This window comes from Rothia sp. L_38 (genome assembly GCF_050689125.1).
GTDB lineage: Bacteria > Actinomycetota > Actinomycetes > Actinomycetales > Micrococcaceae > Rothia.
This window is the reverse complement of the sequence record NZ_JBOEQD010000009.1, coordinates 14,546-35,563: the sequence shown is the minus strand read 5'-3', so window position 1 is coordinate 35,563 and position 21,018 is coordinate 14,546. Positions and strand designations below refer to the sequence as shown.

Sequence of the window (21,018 nt, the reverse complement as noted above, 5' to 3'; positions counted from 1 at the left end):
GCCTTCCGTAGTGAAGTGTGGGCTGGATTTCTATTCCCTCCTTCACCAGGCCGTGGAGTGTTCAATGACGTCACCGCATAAACCGCCCACATCTATTGAGCAGCAGATTGCCCTGCTCCGTGAACGAGGCATGGATGTCAATGAAGCTGAGGCTCAGCAATGGCTATCAACTGTTGGGTACTACAGACTAAGCGGGTACTGGTACACCCGCAGAATACTAAGCGACCCACCTCTTTCGATGGGAAATCCACCCCGTCCCGTGCGTACGGACACCTTCGCGCAGGGAACTCGGTTTACCGAGATTACCGCTCTTTATGAGTTTGACCGGAAGCTACGTACTCAAGTACACGACGGTATTGAGCGGGTTGAGATTGCCCTGCGCACATCTTTAGCAGATATCATTAGCAGCGCTGGGTCGCTCGCCTTATACGATAGGGATAATTTTCGGGTGACCCGGGGCAGAGAATACGAGCACTACCAGATCATTAGCACTATTACCTCAAGAGTAAATCGTGCGTTAGGGTCACGAGATAGCTCTCATATTAAGCACAATGTGGAGAAATATGGGGTTCAATTAGCGCCCTGGGTTGTTATGGACGTGCTAGATTTCTCGGACCTTTCTAAGCTGTTCAATCTGTTGAGAACCCCAGATCAGAACGAGGTTGCTGGCCGAATTGGCATAGATGTTAGAAACCTGGGGCTCAGTAGAGAAGAGGCCAAAGGCCTTTCACCCAATCACCCCTTTGCAGCTGCTCTGCGTCAGCTGACACTGCTACGGAATAAGTCTGCCCATCACGCCAGAATATGGAACTGCACCTTATCTCCTATGGGTACTGGTATTTTATCCAGGGTTAGCGGTTTAGAATCTCTCTCGCATCTGCCCCTCCCACCGGGGCAGGAGGGCACCCCGAGGCAGCAGAGCGAAAAAATTTACGGCGCGCTTATCATTATTGCCAAGATTCTTGAAACCGTATCCCCTGGTTCAGCCTGGGCAAGTAGAACTGCTTCTCTTGTCGATTCTGCGCTATCCGCAGTGCCTTTCCTTACTGCCCAGGAGATGGGATTTCCGGATGATTGGAAACACCACCAGATATGGGGCTTAGAAGAGTCTTAGTTGTGTTTTCAGGGACCAGAGACTCCCTTATAGGTAGACCCATATTTAGATGTTGTGTTTGAGGCTTTCGGGCCGTCCGCCCGGGAAGAGGGTTTCTACCCAGTCGCGGGCAGCGTTGAAGGACTCTTCATCGTGCATGGGGTCTACCGCTGCCAGGCGCTTGTCGGCTCGCGGGTAGGAGCCCAGGTAGAGCACGCCGGGTGAGACCCGGTGGATACCGCGCAGGGCATCGCGCACACGGGCGTCGTAGAGGTGCCCGTCAATGTCGATGGAGAAGAAATAGGAGCCCAGGAATTCGCCGGTAGGGCGGGACTCGATGCGGGAGAGGTTGATTCCCCGGGTGGAGAACTGTTCGAGCAGGTCAAGCAGGGCGCCGGGGCGGTCCTGGGGTAGCGGGATGACCAGGGTGGTTTTGTCGGCCCCGGTCGGTGCAGGAGTTTCAGCGTCGCGGGCGACGAGCACGAAACGGGTGACGGCGTTCTTGTTATCGCCGATATTGTGGGCCAGCACTTCTAGCTCGGGGTGGGCTTGAGCGACTGCCGGTGAGCAGACGGCGGCCTCGTAACCCGGGTTATCGTTGAGCAGACCAAGAGCCGCGCCAGCGGTGGACGAGCCGGGCAGGTAGCCGGCGTCCGGCTTGTTCTCTGCCACCCAGCGGCGCACCTGTGCCCAGGCGTGGGTGTGGGTTGAGATAGTTTTGACGTTCTCTAGCGTGGTGCCGGGGCGGGCAACCAGCACAAAGGTAATGGGCACCAGCACTTCGCGGACAATGCGCAGGGACCCGTCGAGGGCTGCGATGGCGTCGAGGGTTGCGGTCACACCACCTTCAACAGAGTTTTCAATGGGCACCATGGCGGCGTCGGCGGTGCCGTCGCGCAGGGCGTCGAGGGCTGCGGGGACGGACGTTGCGGGTATGCGTTCGGCGTCGGGGGCACCGGGCACGGTGAGGAGGGCTGCTTCGGTGAAGGTTCCGGACGGGCCGAGGTAGGTGTAGCGCATGGGGTCTAGTTTAGCGGGTGGACGCGGCACCCCGGCTTCTTACCGGAGGGTTAGGGGAGGTTTGTACCGGGGTCTGCCCACATAGCGGGACCAGAAGATTGAAAGAGGTGAAACAGGCTTACGCTCGCTGCAAGCCTGTTTCACCTCAGTTTTTTGAATCACTCTCCCTAAAGGAACTCAGATTGATTGAGTAACTCAACCATGAGGGAACCCTTTATCCAATAATCCAGATTGTAGAAAGCATGTCCATTAATGACTAACGGTTTCTTCGATGAATCTCCGCTCGTGCCTTTGATAAAGATTTCATATTCTTTGGACTTAGGTAGGTTGTTCCCCATCTTTGGGAAACCGTTTTTGTTATAGATAACCGTTCCATCTTTTCGCAGAGCCAAGTGAGTGGTCATCTCCTGCTGAAGGTACATGCGACGCATTGTCTCCCAAACCTTCCGAGCAGATTCTTCAAACATGCCGTCTGAAAATTCAATAACCTTAACGCCCCTGAAGATATCTAGGCTTCTGTCCCTCCCCTGATGACGTTCAAAGACCCCGCATAAGAACCTGTGACTAAAAAGGTAATCAAAAAGTGTTGAATCTTCGAAAGCTGTATCGTCCTCAAATTCTGAGAATACGACCGGGGTAAGTTTAGAATCCTCCTTCTTATGACCGGTGTCCTTGATGGGTATTGCCTTAACGATGAAGCCAGCTTTAGCAAGCTCTTCGATAGAAGTAGCTTTAACGTAATCTCCAGTCAGCATGTATCCAAGTATGTAGTTAGTTGCCCCTTTGCTGATTCGGTCAGCAAGGGTAGAAGATTTAACTTCTTCCGCTTCTTTAGCGATATCCCCTAGCTTCATACCAACGTAAGGTGCTACAGACTTAGAAATCTGTTGGAGCAGATCTGAATAACCAGAAACCCCTGCCAATTTCTGCTGCGATGCTTTCGCGCTAAATATTTCCTTTGTCTTTACTTTGAAGTACGAGTTTTTTATAGCCAACCGGGCACGAGGAAATTTAGGAGCAACCTCTAAATACATCAGCCCACCAAGGGCAACGGATAGCTCTGCCCTCAGGGATCGACGTTCTTCGTCATCAGTTTGAGAGTCCTGAAGCTGTCTAATAACATACTGGCCACGCTCAGAGGCGAAAAAACCATGGACCTGTTCCCAATCTGACTTGATAATCTCTCTTTCTTCATCACTGAAGTGAAGATTTGAGTAGAGCAAGTACCGGAATTTTCTGTAGTCTTCAGTCGAGAGCGCACGGGTATCACCATACTGGTAGTACACCAGTAAGATATTCTGAATTTTCTCCCATAGGTGGGAGTCTAAGAAACTCTCTTGAACAACCCCAGAGTAACTCACATTAGTTATCGTAAGACGTTCCTTGGCATGGTACTCCGCATTCGCCCCTTCCCCACGTTTGTAGACCCCAGTTACCTTCAGCTCCGTTGGAGTCCCGTCAACTAAGAGGTCAGCTTTCTGGAGAGAATCTTTGGGGAGACCCAGGACAGATTGTTCGATGATATCGCCAGGAACCCCCTTGACCACACGGTCAGGACGGGTTTCCACATACCGATCAATAAGACGCTTGCTGTCAACTTCCCCCAGCGTCCTGCCCATAGCTACATCTAGGAGGGATTCCAAAGACTCCCTAGTGAACTCATTGGTCATTCTCTAAACTCTTTTCGCTCGACGAAAGCAGAAAGCAGAAAGCAGAAAGCACCTAAATTATAGACGCTTATCACATAGAATTGATCAGAACACCTATTCTGATCTATACTCTTAAGACTTACAGTTCCAAGCGGGAGGTTCAACCGTGGCAGACCAGCCGATTCGCATCATCGAGCTCTTCGCGGGCGTCGGCGGCTTCCGCCTAGGCTTCGAAGGCTATAACAAAGACGGCTTCAGCCTACCTTCAGCTGGTAACTTTGAGACAGTCTGGGCCAACCAGTGGGAACCCCCAGGAACACCCACCAAACAGTTTGCTGCTCGCTGCTACGTTGCACGTTTTGGAGAAGAAAACTTCCTCAACGAAGACATCAACAAGGCCCTCGATATGGCTGAAAATGGTGAAATCACCATTCCAGAAGCAGATATGCTCGTTGGCGGCTTCCCCTGCCAGGACTACTCTGTCTCAAAACCCTTGTCTCAGTCACACGGCATTGAAGGCAAAAAGGGAGTGCTCTGGTGGGATATCTACCGTGCGCTAGACATGAAAAAGCCTCGTTACGTCGTCCTTGAAAATGTAGATCGCCTGCTCAAATCACCGTCAAAGCAACGGGGACGTGACTTCGCGATTATTCTTTCCTGCTTCTACTCGCTGGGGTATTCCGTTGAATGGCGAGTCATTAACGCGGCTGACTACGGCCACCCTCAGAAACGTAAACGCGTGTACATTTATGCAGAACTTACCGATATGACATGGGACTTGGAAGCTACCCTGCGTACCGAAGGAGTTTTTGCCGAAGCCTTCCCCATTACTCAGAGCCTAGCTCGCGAAGATAACTTCAGCATTAGTATTGACCCCTTTGAAGTAACTCAAAGCTTTGGTCTAGGTGCAAAAACTTCACGGTTCCAAGATGCCGGCGTAATGCAGCACGGTAAGATTTATACCGCGAAGCCAGAAGCTCTGTACACAGGCAAGTGTCTTACCCTCGGGGATATCGTGGTCGACGAGACCGAAGTGCCAGACCAGTTCTTTATTGAACCTAGCAAAATCCAGGCCTGGGAATACCTAAAAGGTGGCAAAAAAGAAGAACGTATCAATAAAGCCAGTGGGTTCAAATATACCTACTCAGAAGGTAGCATGTCTTTCCCCGACCCCCTTGACCGCCCGGCACGTACCATTTTGACCGGCGAGGGCGGAGCTGGTGCCTCACGATTTAAACATGTTGTAAAGACAGAATCAGGCCGTCTACGCCGTCTTATTCCCGATGAACTAGACCAGATTCAGGGTTTTCCGAAGGGCTGGACCGATGCAGGCTTAACTGACGGGCATCGTGCTTTCTGCATGGGTAACGCATTGGTAGTGGGCATTCCCAACGCACTTGGGAAAGCTATCAATCGCCGCCACTACGGGCTAGAGCGCGAGAATGTGCCTCTCACCAATACGGCAGATGGTTCTTCCGACACCCTTTTCTAGCCAACACTCTAAATTGCTACAAGCGCTCCTCAGACCACCATATGAGGGGCGCTTTGCTCGTGATATTTTGAAGGGCCGCTAGATAGAGCAAGAGGACAAACAACGGAATCAGCTTTAATACTTTCCGCAGCTCTACCTGTAGGCCTATTAGCCCACGTCAGATGCTGAAATCTGTGGATAACTCACACTTCCGGGCGTAATCTGCTGTCAAAAACCAGGCAAGAGCACGAAAACCCTTGCCATGGCACAAACCCAGCACTATAAACACACATAAGACCTAGTCACAAAGATGTCACCAGGAGGGACTTATGAAGAGCGTATCTACCCGAAATCTGGCTTTCACCGCCATCGCACTACTAGCTTTCACAGGCTGCGGTGCGCAGGCATCAGGCTCAGTTCCCGAGCCAGATACAAGCACCACAACTTCCGCAGTAGTGGCCAGCTCTGCGAGCGCCGTTGAGGAAACTGCCGGCGCAGAAGAAACCAATTATTCGGGTGGCTCAAAAGCACCCGAAGGTGAATATCGCGCTGCTGACGAGCACGGCCCCGCCCAGAATGTGCCCAAACCGGTTGCTCCAGAAGGCATGAACGTGGAAAGCACCGATGCCATGCTCCTGTTCATCAACTACTGGAACGACATGCGAAACTACGCAATTCAAACTGGAGACACGCAAGACCTCAAACATATGTATGAAGATACCTATGAGGCTGATTTACGATTTATCGACTCCGTCGACAAGCTTTATAAAAACGGTGGATGGATTATAGGCCTTAAGCGTGACGTACACGCAAATAGAGAACTGGTCACGCACCTAGGGAATAGCGCATACAGCCTGGGGGCAAACATCACCGTTGAGAACGGCATTATCAATGAAGTTCAAAACATTAAGAGCATCGATAATTCTGAAGCAAATCTCAATGGATATGAAATTATTGTGACTTTTAAAGATGGGGAATGGAAGGTGTCCGATGGAAAGGTAGTCAAATAAAGTGAAGAAATACTGCTTAGTCATCCCTCTGCTATCACTTGGACTATTTGTGCCCCTCAACTCCGCTACAGCTAACGATTCTGGTGAAACTGATGGTAATGAATTCAAGGTAAGTATTGAATACGATTGGGAAACCGCAACCGGCTTCGAACAAGATGAAACAATAGTCGAAGACCACAAGGTAGAAGGTACCCTCACCGACACCTTAACAGCGGTTAAACTCATCTACTTCGATAAGCCCCGAGGCCCCAACCGCGCAGCCCTCCAAGTAGGAGGCGCGCCCTCCCCGGGAACCTACTGCCTAGCAAGCGACGGGGACCTCGGCGTCCTCTCCCTCGTCCCAGCCGACTGGGCCGACGGTGCAGACACCCCCTACAACACTCCCCAAGGCCCCATCGGCTGCGTCCCCCTCACCCCAGCAGAACTCGAAGCCGCAGGTCTAGAACTTGCCGAAGAAAACGGGCAAACCGTACTACGCACCGTCCGTGTCACGCTCACCACCCACGACTTCGACACCTTCCCCATCGCAGCCGCCACACCCCACCAAGAACGCGCGCCCCACACCCTCAAAAACTACAACACCAACTTCTGGGCCAACCCCAACCCCCAAGAATTCACGCGCACCATCAACGGCCAAAACGTCGTACTTCGTGCAACCCCCATCTCCTACACCTTCGACTACGGAGACGGCGCCTCCCTCGGGCCAATTACCTACCCCGGCTACCAGCTCGGCGCGGACGTCTGGGACCAGCCCACCGACACCTCCCACCGCTACACAGACCCCGGCGACTACTACTTCGCCCTGACCACCACCTACCGCGGTGAATACTCCGTCGACGGCGGGCCCTGGCAGGTCATCGACGGTACAGTCAGCCGTACCAGCGACCCGCAGCTGGTGCGAGTCTGGCGCACACAGGTTGGCCTGGTTGCTGACGACTGCGCTACAAGTGCGGACGCCTGGGGCTGCACCAGCGGCTAACCCAGCCCCGCACCCCCAAAAACTTCACAAGAAAAGTATTTTCTTAGGTTTCGCACAGGTTCCCCGAATTGAGCTCAAAGGTTGGGGTGCCATAGTTAAAGACATGAGGACGAGGAGAGAAAACCTCACCACCTCAAGAGACTGAGAATCTCACCGTGACGATGAGTCACCCCTTTCAGAGAAATGTGTATAACCTCTGTAGCTCCTCCCGTGAGGGATGGGTGCGAAAGAAATGTGTGTGTATGAGAAAAGGTCGCAACCAAAAGGTTGCGACCTTTTCTCTATCCCCCCAAATAGTAAGCAATGATATAATTGGGTGGAGTAGGCAGACAACAAGGAGGTTACCGCCATGACAACACCCTTACAGCCCGCCGAAAAAGTTGGTTACCAGGCCAACGGAGCGCCCTGGGGGCCGTCCTTTCTCCTCGCAGCCATATACACAGGCATGCTCGCCGTCACACTTGCAGGACACGGCTACCTAGCTGGGCTCTTCCCACTCGTATTTATCCCTATCTGGTACACGCAAGATCAGTCCAAACTCAAATACGACCGTATCGAAACATACACCCGCACCAGCTACACCGTTATCTTCTTCGCAGCCCTCATCATCTGGTTCTTTACCGTTATATGGCATATTCTCACCGAGCCAGAAACAGATGCCTGGTCAAACATTGCAATCCTCATCAGCAGCTTTGGCACCCTCACCATGGCAGCCCGGTTCGCGATGCCCTGGATTCACAAGAGTAAACCCGTCACACCCAACGAAAAATAACAGGTAACCCTAGCCTGACTAGAGCCCACAGTTCTACAATGGTAGAAATCTCAAGGAGGAGATTCCCATGACCGAACAGACCATCCAGTCCCGCCCGGCCGTGCAGCAGGCGTCCGCACCCTACGCCTACGAGGAACGTATCGGCGGCAGCTGGCCACAAGCCCTCACCATCACCGCCCTCTTTATAGCTCTCGCAGCCAGTCTCATGTTCCAGGCCCACCTGCTCAATATGGTTCTTATCTTCTGCTGTGTAGCGTTCGGTTTTTACATCAGCCGTCGTCGAGCATCAGCAAAAAGAACCCTGCCTATCAGCTATGGTTTAGCCTCCCAGACGGTTTTCGCAGTGGCCGTCCTTGCCCTGCTCTACCCCGGCCTAGACGACCCCGCCAGTGCCAGCTGGCGCCTCCCCCTCCTGGCAGTCACCACCCTGCTATTCCACCGCTTCGTCACCCCCGGCTACCACCCCCTTGAAGAGAACCACTCATGACTAGCTCCAGCACCAAGAACCTAGTCTTCGGGGCGCCGGTTTGGCCATCTTTGCTAGCAGCCTTCGGGTTTAGCCTTATAGCCTGGGTGGATCACATCGACAGTATCTGGTTCAGAATGGCTAACGTCCTCCTTGTCTATATCGGGCTTAACCTCATGCCGTTACCAAGGACTTTCACACCGGTTAAACCTGCACTCATTTCTCTCGGAGCATCGCTTCTCTTCATTGGTCTGCTAGTCGGTACCACCATTCTGGTGCACGAGGTTCTCCTCCCCGAGCCCTTCGCACAGAGCGTCCCCGGCGCAGTTGCCAACCAGGCCATCACCGGGCTGGTTGCTTTCGTGCTCTTCCGCTGGGCTATGCCGGTACTTCCCAGATACGAGGGTAAGCACGTCTCCACAAAATAAAGACCCCATTAGAAACACACAAGGACGCCCGCCCCACTCCCCTGCCACAGGGCAGGAAGGTGGGGCGGGCGTCCGCACCCTTAAGCTGCGTCTAGTGACTAGGCGGCAGGCAGCTCGGGGAAGGCCTCAGCAACGCCGGGGAAAGTAATCTTGCCAGCATCGGTATTCAGGCCCAGGGCCAGGTCGGGGTTGTTAGCTAGAGCCTCATCTACACCAGCAGCCAGCTTCAGCACGTAGGGCAAGGTAGCATCGGTCAGGGCGATCGTCGAGGTGCGGGGCACAGCACCGGGCATGTTGGCAACGCAGTAGTGACGGATGCCGTCCACCTCAAAAATCGGGTCAGCGTAGGTGGTGGGGCGGGAGGTCTCGAAGCAGCCGCCCTGGTCAATGGCAACGTCAATCAGCAGAGTGCCGGGCTTCATGGTCTTCAGGTGCTCACGGCGCACCACCTTAGGAGCCTTAGCACCGGGGACCAGAATCGAACCGATCACCACATCGGCCTCAGCGATTTCACGCTCGATGTTCGCGGGAGTGGAGTTCAGCACGCGTGCGCTGGAGCCAAACAGGTCAGACAGTTCACGCACGCGGGGGCCATAGCCCTCAAGAATGGTAACCTCAGCACCAGCACCAACAGCGAGCTTGGCGGCGTGGGTACCCACGTTACCGCCACCCAGAACCACCACACGGCCGGGGGCAACACCGGGCACGCCGCCCAGCAGAATACCCTGGCCACCCTCGGTAGCCATGGTGTACTGAGTCGCAGCCTGAGCAGCCAGACGGCCCGCCACCTCACTCATGGGAAGCAGCAGGGGCAGGGCACGGCCGTTACGCACAGTCTCGTACGCAATACCGCGGGTCTTCGCAGCCAGCAGGGCCTCGGTCAGGGGCTTATCGGCAGCCAGGTGCAGGTAGGTGAAAAGGGTCAGATCCTCGCGCAGGTACTTGTACTCGGATTCAATTGGCTCTTTGACCTTCACCAGCAGTTCAGCTTGGTTCCAGGCCTCGTCCTGGCTGACCAGGGTAGCGCCTGCCTTCTCGTATTCCTCATTGGAGAAGCCTGCGCCGAGCCCGGCGTCCTTCTCAATCAGCACGTCGTGGCCAGCCTGAACAAGAGCCAGCACGCCATCGGGGGTGAGTCCAACGCGCTGTTCCTGGGGCTTAATTTCGCGGGGTACGCCAATGCGCATGAGGGGGTCTCCCATTCATTTTCGTCGTTGAAAACTGTTGCGTTAATCAGCCTACGCCCTTTTGTTGAACGAAGACAAACCGCCCCAAATTTTCCTCATATTTCTAAGAAAATCTGGGGCGGTCAGGGGCTAGGCCAGCTCGGCGGCGGCAGCTGGGGCTGAGATTTGAAGGTATCTATAGAGACGGGAAAAGCATTCCTTCTTCGTACGTTGCATCGCTACCGATAAGCTGCCATAGCTCAGTTGAGTACGTCTGGTTTCCCTGAATATGGTCCACCCAATCAGACAACAGACGCAGAATGTGAACGGGAGCTTCCACCGGTAACCCTGAATACTCTAAACCTGTTGCGCCCCTCCACGGTGACTTTGCAACAGGACGAGTAAGACGCCTACCCCACAACCGGTTATGGTGAGCAGCTAGGTTCCGAAAGAAATTCACGTTACCAATAGCTCGACGTAGTTCCTCAGCTCGTGTAAACCCTAGGTCCTCCATCAGACGCTGTATCTGGTTAGTATCTTTCCAGGTGCTCACCATCTTTGAGAGATCCCCGAGAGACATTGCCTCTACCATTGCCCACAAAGGAACCTGCTGCCCCTGATTCACAAAGTGCTGAAGATACAGTTCCTCGCGACTCAAGGTGTCTTCAATACTTCTCATCAAAGATTCACGGCTACGAGTAAGACCCGCGTGTTTAGCCTGCCAATCAGCCAGAGGCATTCCACGAGGCGGCAGGTTACTAGGGCGGGAGGGCTCGTATGCGCTTCTCAAAAGATAGCAGGTAGGCCCGTTCTCTGCCCCTTCAGCCAGGCGAAAAGCTACCCGTGTTCTAATAATTGGTTCAATCACCTGCACACCACGAAAAACCAGTAGCCGCACCTGATCATCAAGCGAGTAGACCGTCAGAAGCTGTTCGAGAGTCGTTCCCGGCTTGAACTCATCAGCCGGAGCAGGTTCCATAAACTGCTTAAAGTAACCGCTGAAACGGTAGTAGTTCTGGTGCGCAAGGAAGTTGGATAAAAGAACCCGCTGCGAATCGTCTAAAGGCAACCCACGCATCTCTAGTTTGGCTACCTGTTGGTCTATATCAAGCCATGATTTGGTACGTTGCGGAGGGTGTTTTGTTGCCAGGTCTGAAGGCAGAATCATGTCTAAATTTTATAGAAAAATCCCCGTAGCGTACACGGCTAACGGATCAGCCAGTCACAAAGGACCGTACGCAACGGGGATGAATGTTGCTCTATAGTCTACCCGATTTCTGCTCGAGTGTTGAGCCTGATCAAGGTAATCTGCTCAACATCTAGAGCCACCGGAGAACCTAGATACAACCTAGGCCAGCTCGGCGGCGGCAGCCGGGTCGGAGTCGTTCAGGAACTTCTCAATACGCTCAGCCTCATCCGTCTCACCGATCGCTGCTGCGGTCTGACCCAGAATCAGCAGGGCCTTCAAGAAACCCCGGTTCGGTTCATGGCTCACCGGAATCGGGCCGTGCCCGCGCCAACCATTGCCGCGCAGGGCGTCCAGACCGCGGTGGTAGCCCACGCGCGCATAGGCGTAGGCTTCAAGAGTCCTACCGGCGCTCAGGGTTTCTTCAGCCAGCAGGGCCCAGGCCAGCGACGACTTGGGGAAGGCCTGCGCAAGGTCAGCAGGAGCTTCACCGGCGCGGACGCGGGCCGTCAGCTCAGGCTCTTCAGGCAGCAGGGTGGGGGCGGGGCCATCTAGCAGGTTCTTACCGGCAAGTGACATGGGTACTCCATTCAACTCAAATTCTTGTAACTACAAAAAGTCTACGCGTGCCCGGGGAAAAGGAGGGCCTTGCCTGCCTCACTCAACCGCACGCGCAGGGGACGGGACGAGGTGCGCTCAACCAGTCTTTCTTGTTCCACTTCAACAAGATAGGCCCGAACCGTATTTCGCGACTTCCCAAGAATCTGCGCTAAATCGCTCCATTCAATTCCGCGGCCCCCGCTGAAAAGATGAGCCTGACCCAGAATAAACAGCGCATCAAGCGCGCCAGCCGACAGCTCAGACTCGCCTGACTTAAGCCCATCGACACGCTCATGCAGCAACTGCATCATCTGTTTCTTTGCCTCAAAATCATCAATGAGTTCAAGCTGTGCGTCACGTATGAACCCAAGTATTACATGGGCAAATAGTGTGACTTCACCATAATTAAGCGGCTCCTCAGCTTCGGTAAAAGCCCTGTGGTATTCCTCTTTTTTCTGCTTTATAAGGTGCGAGAGGGCAAGCACCGTGTAGGTAGAGAGAACCTCCTGCAGCTGGGCGCTTAAGAAAAAACGCCCGAAGCGTCCATTGCCGTCATAGAAGGGGTGGGCCGCCTCAAACATAAAGTGCGAGACAGCTCTAGAAGGAAGAAAGGGCACCTCGGTGTTCTCAAGATGGTCAAACATAGCCCGTAGCTGCTGTTCAAGTGCCTCTTCGTCGCGAGCACCAGTATGAATAATTTTGCCTGCCCCATCATGCACAAAGACAGGACCAGCCCTAAAAAGCCTGCCATCAGGGCGGTCTTCATCAGCGATCTCTGACCCAAAAAGGCGGTCGTAGGTAGCTCGTACTTCTTCCAGGGTATGCGGAACGTCAACCTTGCCCTGCGATAGCTCAAGATAGAGCCGAGCAATCTCTCTAAACTTCTTGTTATCAGAGGGTTCAGCGTCGAGGGCCTCCTGGATCTCTTGCCTGGTTGACCGCACCCCCTCAATCTCGTTCGTCGCTGAAATCTCCTGAGTGATGAGCTCATACAGGTAACTTGCCCGAGCAGTCGCGGGAAGACTAGCGGCAAGTTCCTCAAGAGTTCTCTCATTCAGCAGGATCTGTTCCTGCAGAAGGAGCAGCTGGGGGGTCACTGTGTAAAACAGAGTGTGGTCGCCCAGAACAAAGCTGGTTTCGTACCCCATATCACGTCGTTCTTGCGCGAACCTTTCAGCGGTCTGCCGGTCGAACTGGTGAAAAATAGATTTGAGGCTCCGGTATTTTTTCATGCTCCCCTATCTCCCAAAATCTCATCTTTTTGGTAGTTACAGGAAATCTTATGCCACCCTATCTCCCAAAAACACCCCATTTTGGGAGATAGCACCATAACCAAGCGCCCCTAACTCCCAAAAACCCCCTTTTTTGTATTTAGGCCTAGCTCCGCCCGCCAGCTACTCCCGCACCTGCCGACGGGAGGCGTCCGCGCACCTCACTGTGATGCAAACCCAGCCGTACCACACCAAGACGTCCCGTATAGTGTGAAAGGTCAACTTCACCGACGAAGTGGAAAACACACACCATCACAGATACAGAGAGACCTCTATGACGCTTGAACTCACCATGGTTCAGTCCGCCGGCTGGGCAGTAATGCTACTCCTGCTCGGTATGTGGATTAAGAACCGCTTCTACTTCTTCCAGCGCTTCGCTATCCCCTCACCCGTGATCGGCGGCTTCCTTTTCTCCCTGGTCAACCTGGTGCTCAACCAGACCGGGATTCTGACCGTCAAATTCGACACCACCCTGCAGAGCTTCTTCATGGTCATCTTCTTCACCTCGGTGGGCTACGGAGCCTCCCTTAAGGTGCTGAAGTCAGCCGGTTCTAAGGTCGGTCTCTTCCTGCTGGTAGCAACAGGTCTCTGTATCGCCCAGAACATCGTGGCCGTCCTGCTGGCACCCGTCGTGAACGTCGACCCTGCCCTGGCCCTGATGACCGGCTCCACCCCCATGACCGGCGGCCACGGCGTCTCCGGCGGTATCGCCCCGCTCGTTGAGGCCTCCGGCGTCACCGGCGCAGAAACCGTCGCCTACACCGCAGCAACCTTCGGTCTAATCGCCGGCTCGCTCATGGGCGGCCCCCTTGCCAACCGTCTCATCATCAAGCACAACCTGCTTGAAAAAGAGCCCTCCCACCAGGTCAACATCAACACGGCCCTGCTGACCGTACGCCCCCGCAAGCTCGACGCCGACAGCGTCCTGCACGGCTTCATCATAATCCTGGTCGCCATGTTCATCGGTAGCTACCTGACCGAAGCCCTCAACTACCTGGTCGGCCAGCTCACCGAACGCGCCGCCTTCCCCAGCTACATGGGCCCCATGATTATCGCCATCGCCCTGCGCTACATCAGCGACCGCCGCAACTCCAAGGAATACCACGAGCTCGTGCCCGAGCAGGAAGTCGAAGTCCTGGGCAACATCGGCCTCAACGTCTTTTTGGCAATGGCCCTTATGAACGTGCAGCTCTGGCAGCTGGCCGAGCTGGCTATCCCCCTCATCGTGCTGCTGCTGGCCCAGATTGCGCTCATGTGGGTTTGGGCTAACTTCGTCACCTTCCGAGCCATGGGTGCAGACTACGACGCCGCCATCCTCACCGCCGGCCACTGCGGCTTCGGCATGGGTGCAACCCCCAACGGCATCGCCAACATGGCCTCCCTGGTCACCAAGTACAAGGCCTCTAAGCTGGCCTTCTTCATCCTGCCCATCGTCGGTGGCATGTTCATTGACTTCACCAACCTGGTGAACATCATGACCTTCCTGTCCATCGTCTAGCCGGGGCGGACGTCCGCTCACATTCACGGCTGCCCCACATACGACAAAGGCGCCGGACGCACCCCACACAAGCGGGAGCGTCCGGCGCCTTTGGTCTAGGCTAACGAGCCTAGCTACAAGGCTTACTTGCCGGAGGTACCAGCGGAGCCGAGCTGCTGGGCAGCCTCAACCACGCGAGCAGCCATGCCAGCTTCAGCAGCTGCACCCCATACGCGGGGGTCGTAGGTCTTCTTGTTGCCGACCTCGCCGTCAACCTTGAGCACGCCGTCGTAGTTGCGGAACATGTGGTCCACAACGGGGCGGGTGTAGGCGTACTGGGTGTCGGTGTCGATGTTCATCTTGATAACACCGTAGGACACTGCATCTGCAATCTCCTGCTCGGTGGAGCCTGAACCGCCGTGGAAGACCAGGAAGAAGGGCTTTTCGCCCTTGCCGTACTTGGCGCCGACCTCGGTCTGGATTTCCTTGAGCAGTTCGGGGCGCAGGTGAACGTTACCGGGCTTGTAAACGCCGTGAACGTTACCGAAGGTCAGGGCTGCCATGTAGGTGCCCTTTTCGCCCAGGCCGATGGCCTCAACGGTCTTGATGGCGTCCTCAACGGTGGTGTAGAGGGAGTCGTCGATAGCGCCTTCAACGCCGTCTTCTTCGCCGCCAACAGCGCCGATTTCAACTTCGAGAACCTGGTGGTTCTTGGAGGTGCGCTCGATCAGTTCCTGAGCGATCTTGAGGTTCTCTTCGAGGGAGATAGCGGAGCCATCCCACATGTGGGAGTTGAAGATGGGGTCTTCGCCGCGGGCTACAGCCTTCTCTGATTCTGCGAGCAGGGGCAGCACGAAGTCGTCGAGCTTGTCCTGGGGGCAGTGGTCGGTGTGCAGGGCGATGTTGACGTCGTACTGCTTGGCAACTTCGCGTGCGTAGGCAGCGAAGGCGAGGGAGCCGACAACCATGTTCTTCTTGTTGGGGCCTGACCAGTAGGCGGCGCCACCGGTGGAGGCCTGGATGATGCCGTCTGAGCCTGCTTCTGCGAAGCCGCGGATAGCTGCGTTCAGGGTCTGTGAAGAGGTGACGTTGACTGCGGGGTACGCAAAGCCCTTGGCGCGGGCGTTTTCGAGCATTTCTGCGTAGACTTCAGGGGTTGCAATAGGCATGCTGACTCCTTGGTTGTCGGTGGGGCCACCCGGTTGGTGGCCTGGTGTGAGTTGGTGCTGCACCCGGTGCGTGTAAGGACGCGGTGGGGCGAGCGCCTGCCTGCTTTTCAGTTTACCAAGGGCGCGGCGGGAAAGGGTAGGTTTCCCACACTAATTTCGGACATAAACCCACAGAAAACCATGTGTTTCTGGGGGTCTTAAGCACCCTAACACCGGCTTTTGGTGCTTGCCGGTGTTAGGGTGTTGGGTTTTTATGGGTTTAGTGAGGAGTATTCAAAAGGTGAGTGAAGCAGGGTCGCAGCGCAGCTGCTGGCTCGGCGGCTGGCGTGAATCGCCCATGTGAGCGAAGCGAACCAGGCGAGAGGGTCGCAGCCAGCGCGAGCCTGCCAAACCTTTTGAATACGGTTTACAGCGCGAAGATCCACATGGCCAGGGTCATGGTCACGGCGGTGATCGCCACGATGGAGAAGAGGTTGAGCCAGAGGCCGCCCTTGACCATCTGCCCGATGGTGACGTAGCCCGAGCCGTAGGCGATGGCATTGGGCGGGGTCGCTACAGGGAGCATGAAGGCGCAGGTGGCGGCGAGGGCGACGGGGATGGCAAGCAGCATGGGGTCGTAGCCCATGCCCATGGCGATGCCGCCGGCGACGGGTAGGAAGGTGGCTGCGGTGGCGGTGTTACTGGTGAGTTCGGTGAGGAAGATGACGCCGGTGGTCACCAGCAGCACGATGACGAGGATGGGCAGGGTGCCGAGGGCGCCAACGGAGTCGCCGATCCACTGGGTGAGGCCGGAGCTGGTGAACTGGCCGGAGAGGGCTAGGCCGCCGCCGAAGAGGAGCAGGACGCCCCAGGGCAGCTTGGTTGCGGTTTCCCAGTCGATGAGGCGCACGCCCTTGTTGGCAGTGCCACCGGCGGGTAGTGCAAAGAGCAGCAGGCCAACGGCGACGGCGATGCCAGCATCGGTGATGGGTGGTGATTTAGACCAGATGATAGGGACGAAAATCCAGGCCAGGGCGGCAGCGATAAAGATGATGAGCACGCGCAGTTCGCCCGAGCTCATGGCACCGAGTTTGGCGTATTCGTTGGCGATGAGTTTCTTACCACCGGGAATCTCTTTAATTTCGGGTTTGAAGAGTACCTTGGTGAGCAGGAACCAGCAGACAAAGAGCACGATCACCGACAGGGGTACGCCCACCAGCATCCACTGGCCAAAGCCGATGTGCACGTCGTGGGTGTCTGCCATGTAACCGGCAAGCAGGGTGTTGGGCGGGGTGCCGATCAGGGTGCCGAGGGAGCCGATGGAGGCGGCGTAGGCGATACCCAGCATGAGGGCGGTTCCGAAGTCGGACTTGATCACGGCGTCCTTGACGGCCTGGTCGTCGGGGGACGCACCGTCCTCAATTTTAATGTCGGTGGTGCCGCTGGCCTGGGCAATCAGCATGAGCACAGAGACACCGATGGGGATCATCATGACGGCGGTGGCGGTATTCGAGACCCACATGGAGAGAAAGCCGGTGGCTACCATGAAGCCCGCAACCATCATGGAGGGCTTGGTACCCATGACCTTGAGAGTGAGCAGGGCGATGCGGCGGTGTAGGTTCCAGCGCTGCATGGCCAGGGCCAGCAGGAATCCGCCCATGAAGAGGAAGATGATGTTGTTGCCGTAGCTAGCGCCGATGTCGTTGATTTTTACTTCGCTGTTGAAGACAGGGAAAATCACCAGCGGCAGCAGGGCGGTAGCGGGAATGGGTAGGGCCTCGGTCATCCACCAGGCACCCATCAGGACGGCGGTGGCTGCGGTCAGGCGCGCGGCGTCGGGTACCTCACCGGGCATGATGACGTAAACCAGGGCGGCTGCAAGCAGGCCGCCGAAGAGGCCGATGAGGCGCTTTTTGCGTTCGCCGGCTTCAACCTCTGGAGCCTGGGAGCCGCGCGAGCGGTGAATCTGGTCTATGGCCTGGGTGGGAGCTGCACTGTATTTTTGCAGGTGGTCACCCGTGATGTGGGGCTTGTCCATATCAACCTCACTCCATTGTGTGTGCTGATGCCGTAGGTAGCTGCTCTGGTTAAGAAACGGCTAACCTAGGCGGAATGTGTGTACAGGGAATGTTTTTACTGTACCTGATAAGCACTTTTATGAAGCGGGCGCGGGCTAGTGTTACCCCTCGCGCAGTTCGCGGCGGCGGTCGGCGATGGTGAAGGTGAGGCCCAGGGAGAGGGTCAGCACGATAGCTCCGAAGGAGGCTATGAGCCCGATGTTCCAGTGGGCACCCGACTCCACCAGCCCGTAGAGGATTGAGGGAATGATGGCGGTACCGATCGCGGTGCCCATACGCTGGCCGAGGGAGAGCACGCCGCCAGCCACACCGCTGATGGCGGGAGGCACGGACGCCAGGGTCAGGGTCTGGTTGGGAGAAATCACCAAACCACCACCGGCACCGATCAGAATCAGGGGCACAGCCAGGGCCCACACCGGTAGCAGGCCCTGTTCCACCGGGGTCACGGTGAGCATAGTGGCCACAATCGAGGTGAGCGACAACCCGAACCCCAGCATCACCATACGGCGCCCCATAGCCAGCACGCGGCGTCCTGCCCAGGGAGCTGCAAACGCAGACAGCAGGGAGGAGGGAATGGTAATCAGCGCGGCGGTCAGCGCGCTTTGGCCCAGGTGGTTCTGCACGTAGATGGGGATAACCAGCCACACGCTGGTGTTGCCCAAGAAGTAGAGGGTCACAATCATGATGCCGTTGCGGAAGGCAGGCTTGGTCACCAGGTCGATATCGAGCATGGGCGGGCGTCCGGCCTTCTTATAGCGCTTTTCCCAGGCAATAAAGAAGGCGATGAGGGCAAGACCGACGGGCAGAACCGCCCAGACCAGTGGGTTGCCGCTGCGCTCGACGAAGGGGAAGAGTACCGCGAAGATTGCCAGGGCCAGGGTGGTCATACCGACGGGGTCTAGGTCGAGGCGGGCGCGGTGCGCGGGGGCGGACGGCCGATCGTTGGGCACCCAGAGACGGGCCAGCAGGAGCCCGGCTAGGCCGATAGGCACGTTGACCAGGAACATCATGCGCCAGCCGAGGGCATCGCCGAAGATTTGCATGAGGAAGCCACCGAGCACCGGCCCCACGATGACGGCGAGCGCTACCACCGTACCGAACATGCCGTAGGCACGGGCGCGGGCCTGGCCGGTGAAGTTGGCCTGGATGATGCCCGTGGTTTGGGGGTTGAAGAAGCCTGCACCGAGGCCCTGGAGCACGCGGGCGGCGATGAGGATTTCGATGGTGGGTGCGACGGCGCTGAGCAGGGAGCCCAGGGTGAAGAAGGAAACCCCGATCATGAACATGCGGCGGCGGCCGGTGGCGTCGCCGATACGACCGGCGGCAACCAGGGGCACGCCAAAAGCCAGGGCGTAGCCGGAGACGACCCACTGGGTTTGGCTGGACCCCGCGTTGAGGGAGTGCCCGATAGGGGTGAGGGCGACATTGACGACCGAGATGGCCATGAGGGCCATGAAGAGCGGGGTGAGCAGGGCAGTGAGGAGCTTACGGGGGCTGCTGGTGGCAGGCAGCTGGGTAGCGGGTGCACCCTGGGGGTTCTTGTTGGGTTCTGGTTTCGTAGCCATGCTGCACCTCTTTGCTCTCGTCTTTCGCCTACAGAGCTATTCTAGACCCGCTAGTACATTAATAAAATACTTCAGGGGGAAAGTTTTTGCAGAAATGCAAGTGCTTATGAAAATCGCGGAGTGCCCACAAGAATCGTGGGCATTCCGCGACTCTCGTGGGCACTCAGCAGATTGTTAGCGTGCGGACGCCGGTGGGCCAGAGCGGCAGGCAAGCGTGACGGACGCCGTTGGGGCAGGCATCCGCTCCCAGGTCTAGCTCACCCGCTGGCCAAACTCGTGGCGGCGAATCCAGGCATGCATGGCGATACCGGCGGCGGTTGCTGCGTTCATAGAACGGGTTGAACCGTACTGTTCAATCGACAGGGTTGCCTCGGCAGCTGCATGGATCTCCTCTGACAGGCCCGGGCCTTCCTGCCCGAAGACCAGGACGCACTCCTTGGGCAGGTCGTAGGTTTCAAGCTGCTTGGAGTCGGGGAAAATATCAATGCCGATAATGGCAAGCCCCTCGCCCCGCGCCCAGGCTACGAAGTCTTCGACGGTGGGGTGGTGGCGCACGTGCTGGTAGCGGTCGGTCACCATGGCCCCGCGCCGGTTCCAGCGGCGCTTACCGATGATGTGCACTTCCTTAGCCAAAAAGGCATTGGCAGTGCGCACCACGGTGCCGATATTCAGGTCGTGCTGCCAGTTCTCAATCGCCACGTGGAAGGAGTGGCGGCGGGTATCCAGGTCGGCAATGATGGCGTCCATGGTCCAGTAGCGGTAGTGATCAAGGACGTTGCGGCGGTCGCCCTCGCGCAGCAGCTCGGGGTCCCAGTGATCGCCTTCTGGCCATTCGCCCTCCCAAGGGCCAACCCCCACTTCGCGCCCTGCCTCAGCGACACTCTCAGCCCCGGCCTCAGCAGCTGTGCCCGCCAAAGCTGTGGCGGGCGCCTCCTTGTGTTCTTCGCTCATCCCATACCCCTTATCAAGGCAAAGAAGCCCCACACGGGTGCTCCTTCGCTAACGTTTTCTTCTAGAAGTTTAGTCCAGGCCTAGGTCGGTCTTGGAGTAGGCGTAGAGGCAGGGAACGCCCGCAACCTCTTCGATGTGCTCCTTGGCACCGGTGGCACGGTCAACGATGACGGCAACAGCCACCACCTCGGCACCTGCCTTGCGCAGGGCCTCGACGGCGGTAAGAGCGGAACCGCCGGTGGTGGAGGTGTCCTCGACAGCTACCACGCGGCGTCCTTCAACCGAGGGGCCCTCAACCTGACGGCCCATGCCGTAGGACTTCTGGGCCTTACGCACCACGAAGGTGTCGATGGCGCGACCCTGGTCGCCAGCGGTGCGCATGATGGCGTGACCGACGGGGTCAGCGCCCATGGTCAGGCCGCCTGCGGCGTCAAACTCGATACCGGCTGAGTCGAGCAGGTCGAGCATGACCTGGCCGACCAGGCGGGAGGCCTCGTGGTGCAGGGTGATACGGCGCAGGTCGACGTAGTAGTTGGCTTCCTTACCGGAGGCCAGGGTGACCTTGCCGCGCACGACGGCTAGTTCGCTGATGAGCTCGCGCAGGCGTTCGCGGGCTTCTTCGATAGGGAGGGGGGTGGAGAGGTTAGTCATGCTTTTTAGTCTAGTAGACCGGCAGATATTTACCCCG

General features: G+C 56.7%; 19 protein-coding genes. 8 read left to right on the top strand and 11 right to left on the bottom strand.

Annotated features, from left to right (window positions below; translation table 11 throughout):
- Window positions 1-64 precede the first annotated feature (64 nt).
- On the top strand, window positions 65-1,114 hold the full coding sequence (locus tag ACRCJM_RS07995; protein ID WP_431464503.1) for an Abi family protein: 1,050 nt from the start codon (window positions 65-67) through the stop codon (window positions 1,112-1,114).
- Between the two features lie 45 nt (window positions 1,115-1,159).
- On the opposite strand, the gene pheA is transcribed toward ACRCJM_RS07995, so the two are convergent.
- Both pheA and ACRCJM_RS07985 read right to left on the bottom strand, forming a co-directional pair.
- Window positions 1,160-2,113, bottom strand: coding sequence for a prephenate dehydratase (gene pheA, locus ACRCJM_RS07990; protein ID WP_237205650.1), 954 nt, complete (start codon window positions 2,111-2,113; stop codon window positions 1,160-1,162).
- Between the two features lie 167 nt (window positions 2,114-2,280).
- A complete protein-coding gene (locus ACRCJM_RS07985) occupies window positions 2,281-3,783 on the bottom strand; it encodes a MutH/Sau3AI family endonuclease (protein ID WP_431464502.1) in 1,503 nt (500 codons plus the stop codon).
- Window positions 3,784-3,928: 145 nt separating this feature from the next.
- Here ACRCJM_RS07985 and dcm point away from each other — a divergent pair, with 145 nt between their 5' ends.
- From dcm to ACRCJM_RS07955, 6 genes are all read left to right on the top strand, one after another.
- The gene (gene dcm, locus ACRCJM_RS07980) at window positions 3,929-5,254 is read left to right on the top strand and encodes a DNA (cytosine-5-)-methyltransferase (RefSeq protein ID WP_431464501.1); all 1,326 of its coding nucleotides are present in this window, start codon (window positions 3,929-3,931) and stop codon (window positions 5,252-5,254) included.
- A 308-nt stretch (window positions 5,255-5,562) separates the two neighbouring features.
- Window positions 5,563-6,243, top strand: a complete 681-nt coding sequence (locus tag ACRCJM_RS07975; RefSeq protein ID WP_431464500.1) for a DUF6318 family protein — start codon at window positions 5,563-5,565, stop codon at window positions 6,241-6,243.
- A 49-nt stretch (window positions 6,244-6,292) separates the two neighbouring features.
- Window positions 6,293-7,222, top strand: coding sequence for a hypothetical protein (locus ACRCJM_RS07970; protein WP_431464499.1), 930 nt, complete (start codon window positions 6,293-6,295; stop codon window positions 7,220-7,222).
- A gap of 349 nt (window positions 7,223-7,571) precedes the next feature.
- Window positions 7,572-7,994, top strand: coding sequence for a hypothetical protein (locus ACRCJM_RS07965; protein WP_431464498.1), 423 nt, complete (start codon window positions 7,572-7,574; stop codon window positions 7,992-7,994).
- 67 nt (window positions 7,995-8,061) lie between these two features.
- Window positions 8,062-8,481, top strand: a complete 420-nt coding sequence (locus ACRCJM_RS07960) for a hypothetical protein (RefSeq protein WP_431464497.1) — start codon at window positions 8,062-8,064, stop codon at window positions 8,479-8,481.
- A complete protein-coding gene (locus ACRCJM_RS07955; protein WP_431464496.1) occupies window positions 8,478-8,888 on the top strand; it encodes a hypothetical protein in 411 nt (136 codons plus the stop codon). Before ACRCJM_RS07960 ends, ACRCJM_RS07955 begins: the two co-directional genes overlap by 4 nt.
- A 98-nt stretch (window positions 8,889-8,986) precedes the next feature.
- Here ACRCJM_RS07955 and ald read toward each other — a convergent pair whose 3' ends face one another.
- From ald to ACRCJM_RS07935, 4 genes are all read right to left on the bottom strand, one after another.
- Window positions 8,987-10,075: an alanine dehydrogenase gene (gene ald, locus ACRCJM_RS07950; RefSeq protein WP_431464495.1), complete on the bottom strand. Its 1,089-nt coding sequence runs from the start codon at window positions 10,073-10,075 to the stop codon at window positions 8,987-8,989.
- Window positions 10,076-10,250: 175 nt separating this feature from the next.
- Complete coding sequence (locus tag ACRCJM_RS07945; RefSeq protein WP_431464494.1) at window positions 10,251-11,222, bottom strand: Abi family protein; 972 nt, start codon at window positions 11,220-11,222, stop codon at window positions 10,251-10,253.
- Between the two features lie 180 nt (window positions 11,223-11,402).
- On the bottom strand, window positions 11,403-11,819 hold the full coding sequence (locus ACRCJM_RS07940) for a DUF3151 domain-containing protein (protein WP_135012220.1): 417 nt from the start codon (window positions 11,817-11,819) through the stop codon (window positions 11,403-11,405).
- Window positions 11,820-11,860: 41 nt separating this feature from the next.
- Window positions 11,861-13,072, bottom strand: coding sequence for a Fic family protein (locus tag ACRCJM_RS07935; protein ID WP_431464493.1), 1,212 nt, complete (start codon window positions 13,070-13,072; stop codon window positions 11,861-11,863).
- Window positions 13,073-13,385: 313 nt separating this feature from the next.
- Here ACRCJM_RS07935 and ACRCJM_RS07930 point away from each other — a divergent pair, with 313 nt between their 5' ends.
- Complete coding sequence (locus ACRCJM_RS07930; RefSeq protein ID WP_431464492.1) at window positions 13,386-14,609, top strand: sodium/glutamate symporter; 1,224 nt, start codon at window positions 13,386-13,388, stop codon at window positions 14,607-14,609.
- 122 nt (window positions 14,610-14,731) lie between these two features.
- Here ACRCJM_RS07930 and fbaA read toward each other — a convergent pair whose 3' ends face one another.
- From fbaA to pyrE, 5 genes are all read right to left on the bottom strand, one after another.
- Window positions 14,732-15,757 (bottom strand): class II fructose-bisphosphate aldolase, encoded by a 1,026-nt coding sequence (gene fbaA, locus ACRCJM_RS07925; protein ID WP_135012224.1) that lies wholly within the window; start codon window positions 15,755-15,757, stop codon window positions 14,732-14,734.
- Window positions 15,758-16,163: 406 nt separating this feature from the next.
- Window positions 16,164-17,774, bottom strand: a complete 1,611-nt coding sequence (locus ACRCJM_RS07920) for an SLC13 family permease (protein WP_431464491.1) — start codon at window positions 17,772-17,774, stop codon at window positions 16,164-16,166.
- A 141-nt stretch (window positions 17,775-17,915) separates the two neighbouring features.
- Window positions 17,916-19,379: an MFS transporter gene (locus tag ACRCJM_RS07915; protein WP_431464490.1), complete on the bottom strand. Its 1,464-nt coding sequence runs from the start codon at window positions 19,377-19,379 to the stop codon at window positions 17,916-17,918.
- Window positions 19,380-19,631: 252 nt separating this feature from the next.
- Entirely contained in the window at window positions 19,632-20,330 is a 699-nt protein-coding gene (locus ACRCJM_RS07910) for a TrmH family RNA methyltransferase (RefSeq protein WP_431464489.1), read from the bottom strand.
- 69 nt (window positions 20,331-20,399) lie between these two features.
- The gene (gene pyrE, locus ACRCJM_RS07905) at window positions 20,400-20,981 is read right to left on the bottom strand and encodes an orotate phosphoribosyltransferase (RefSeq protein ID WP_431464488.1); all 582 of its coding nucleotides are present in this window, start codon (window positions 20,979-20,981) and stop codon (window positions 20,400-20,402) included.
- Between the last annotated feature and the right edge of the window lie 37 nt (window positions 20,982-21,018).

Bases quoted from the DNA above. Each gene is read 5' to 3' on its own strand.
- ACRCJM_RS07985 (WP_431464502.1), bottom strand. From the start codon at position 3,783: ATGACCAATGAGTTCACTAGGGAGTCTTTGGAATCCCTCCTAGATGTA.
- ACRCJM_RS07955 (WP_431464496.1), top strand. From the start codon at position 8,478: ATGACTAGCTCCAGCACCAAGAACCTAGTCTTCGGGGCGCCGGTTTGG.
- pyrE (WP_431464488.1), bottom strand. From the start codon at position 20,981: ATGACTAACCTCTCCACCCCCCTCCCTATCGAAGAAGCCCGCGAACGC.
- ACRCJM_RS07915 (WP_431464490.1), bottom strand. From the start codon at position 19,379: ATGGCTACGAAACCAGAACCCAACAAGAACCCCCAGGGTGCACCCGCT.
- ACRCJM_RS07995 (WP_431464503.1), top strand. From the start codon at position 65: ATGACGTCACCGCATAAACCGCCCACATCTATTGAGCAGCAGATTGCC.
- pheA (WP_237205650.1), bottom strand. From the start codon at position 2,113: ATGCGCTACACCTACCTCGGCCCGTCCGGAACCTTCACCGAAGCAGCC.
- ACRCJM_RS07930 (WP_431464492.1), top strand. From the start codon at position 13,386: ATGACGCTTGAACTCACCATGGTTCAGTCCGCCGGCTGGGCAGTAATG.
- ACRCJM_RS07935 (WP_431464493.1), bottom strand. From the start codon at position 13,072: ATGAAAAAATACCGGAGCCTCAAATCTATTTTTCACCAGTTCGACCGG.
- ACRCJM_RS07945 (WP_431464494.1), bottom strand. From the start codon at position 11,222: ATGATTCTGCCTTCAGACCTGGCAACAAAACACCCTCCGCAACGTACC.
- ACRCJM_RS07910 (WP_431464489.1), bottom strand. From the start codon at position 20,330: ATGAGCGAAGAACACAAGGAGGCGCCCGCCACAGCTTTGGCGGGCACA.
- ACRCJM_RS07965 (WP_431464498.1), top strand. From the start codon at position 7,572: ATGACAACACCCTTACAGCCCGCCGAAAAAGTTGGTTACCAGGCCAAC.
- ald (WP_431464495.1), bottom strand. From the start codon at position 10,075: ATGCGCATTGGCGTACCCCGCGAAATTAAGCCCCAGGAACAGCGCGTT.
- ACRCJM_RS07940 (WP_135012220.1), bottom strand. From the start codon at position 11,819: ATGTCACTTGCCGGTAAGAACCTGCTAGATGGCCCCGCCCCCACCCTG.
- ACRCJM_RS07960 (WP_431464497.1), top strand. From the start codon at position 8,062: ATGACCGAACAGACCATCCAGTCCCGCCCGGCCGTGCAGCAGGCGTCC.
- ACRCJM_RS07975 (WP_431464500.1), top strand. From the start codon at position 5,563: ATGAAGAGCGTATCTACCCGAAATCTGGCTTTCACCGCCATCGCACTA.
- fbaA (WP_135012224.1), bottom strand. From the start codon at position 15,757: ATGCCTATTGCAACCCCTGAAGTCTACGCAGAAATGCTCGAAAACGCC.
- ACRCJM_RS07920 (WP_431464491.1), bottom strand. From the start codon at position 17,774: ATGGACAAGCCCCACATCACGGGTGACCACCTGCAAAAATACAGTGCA.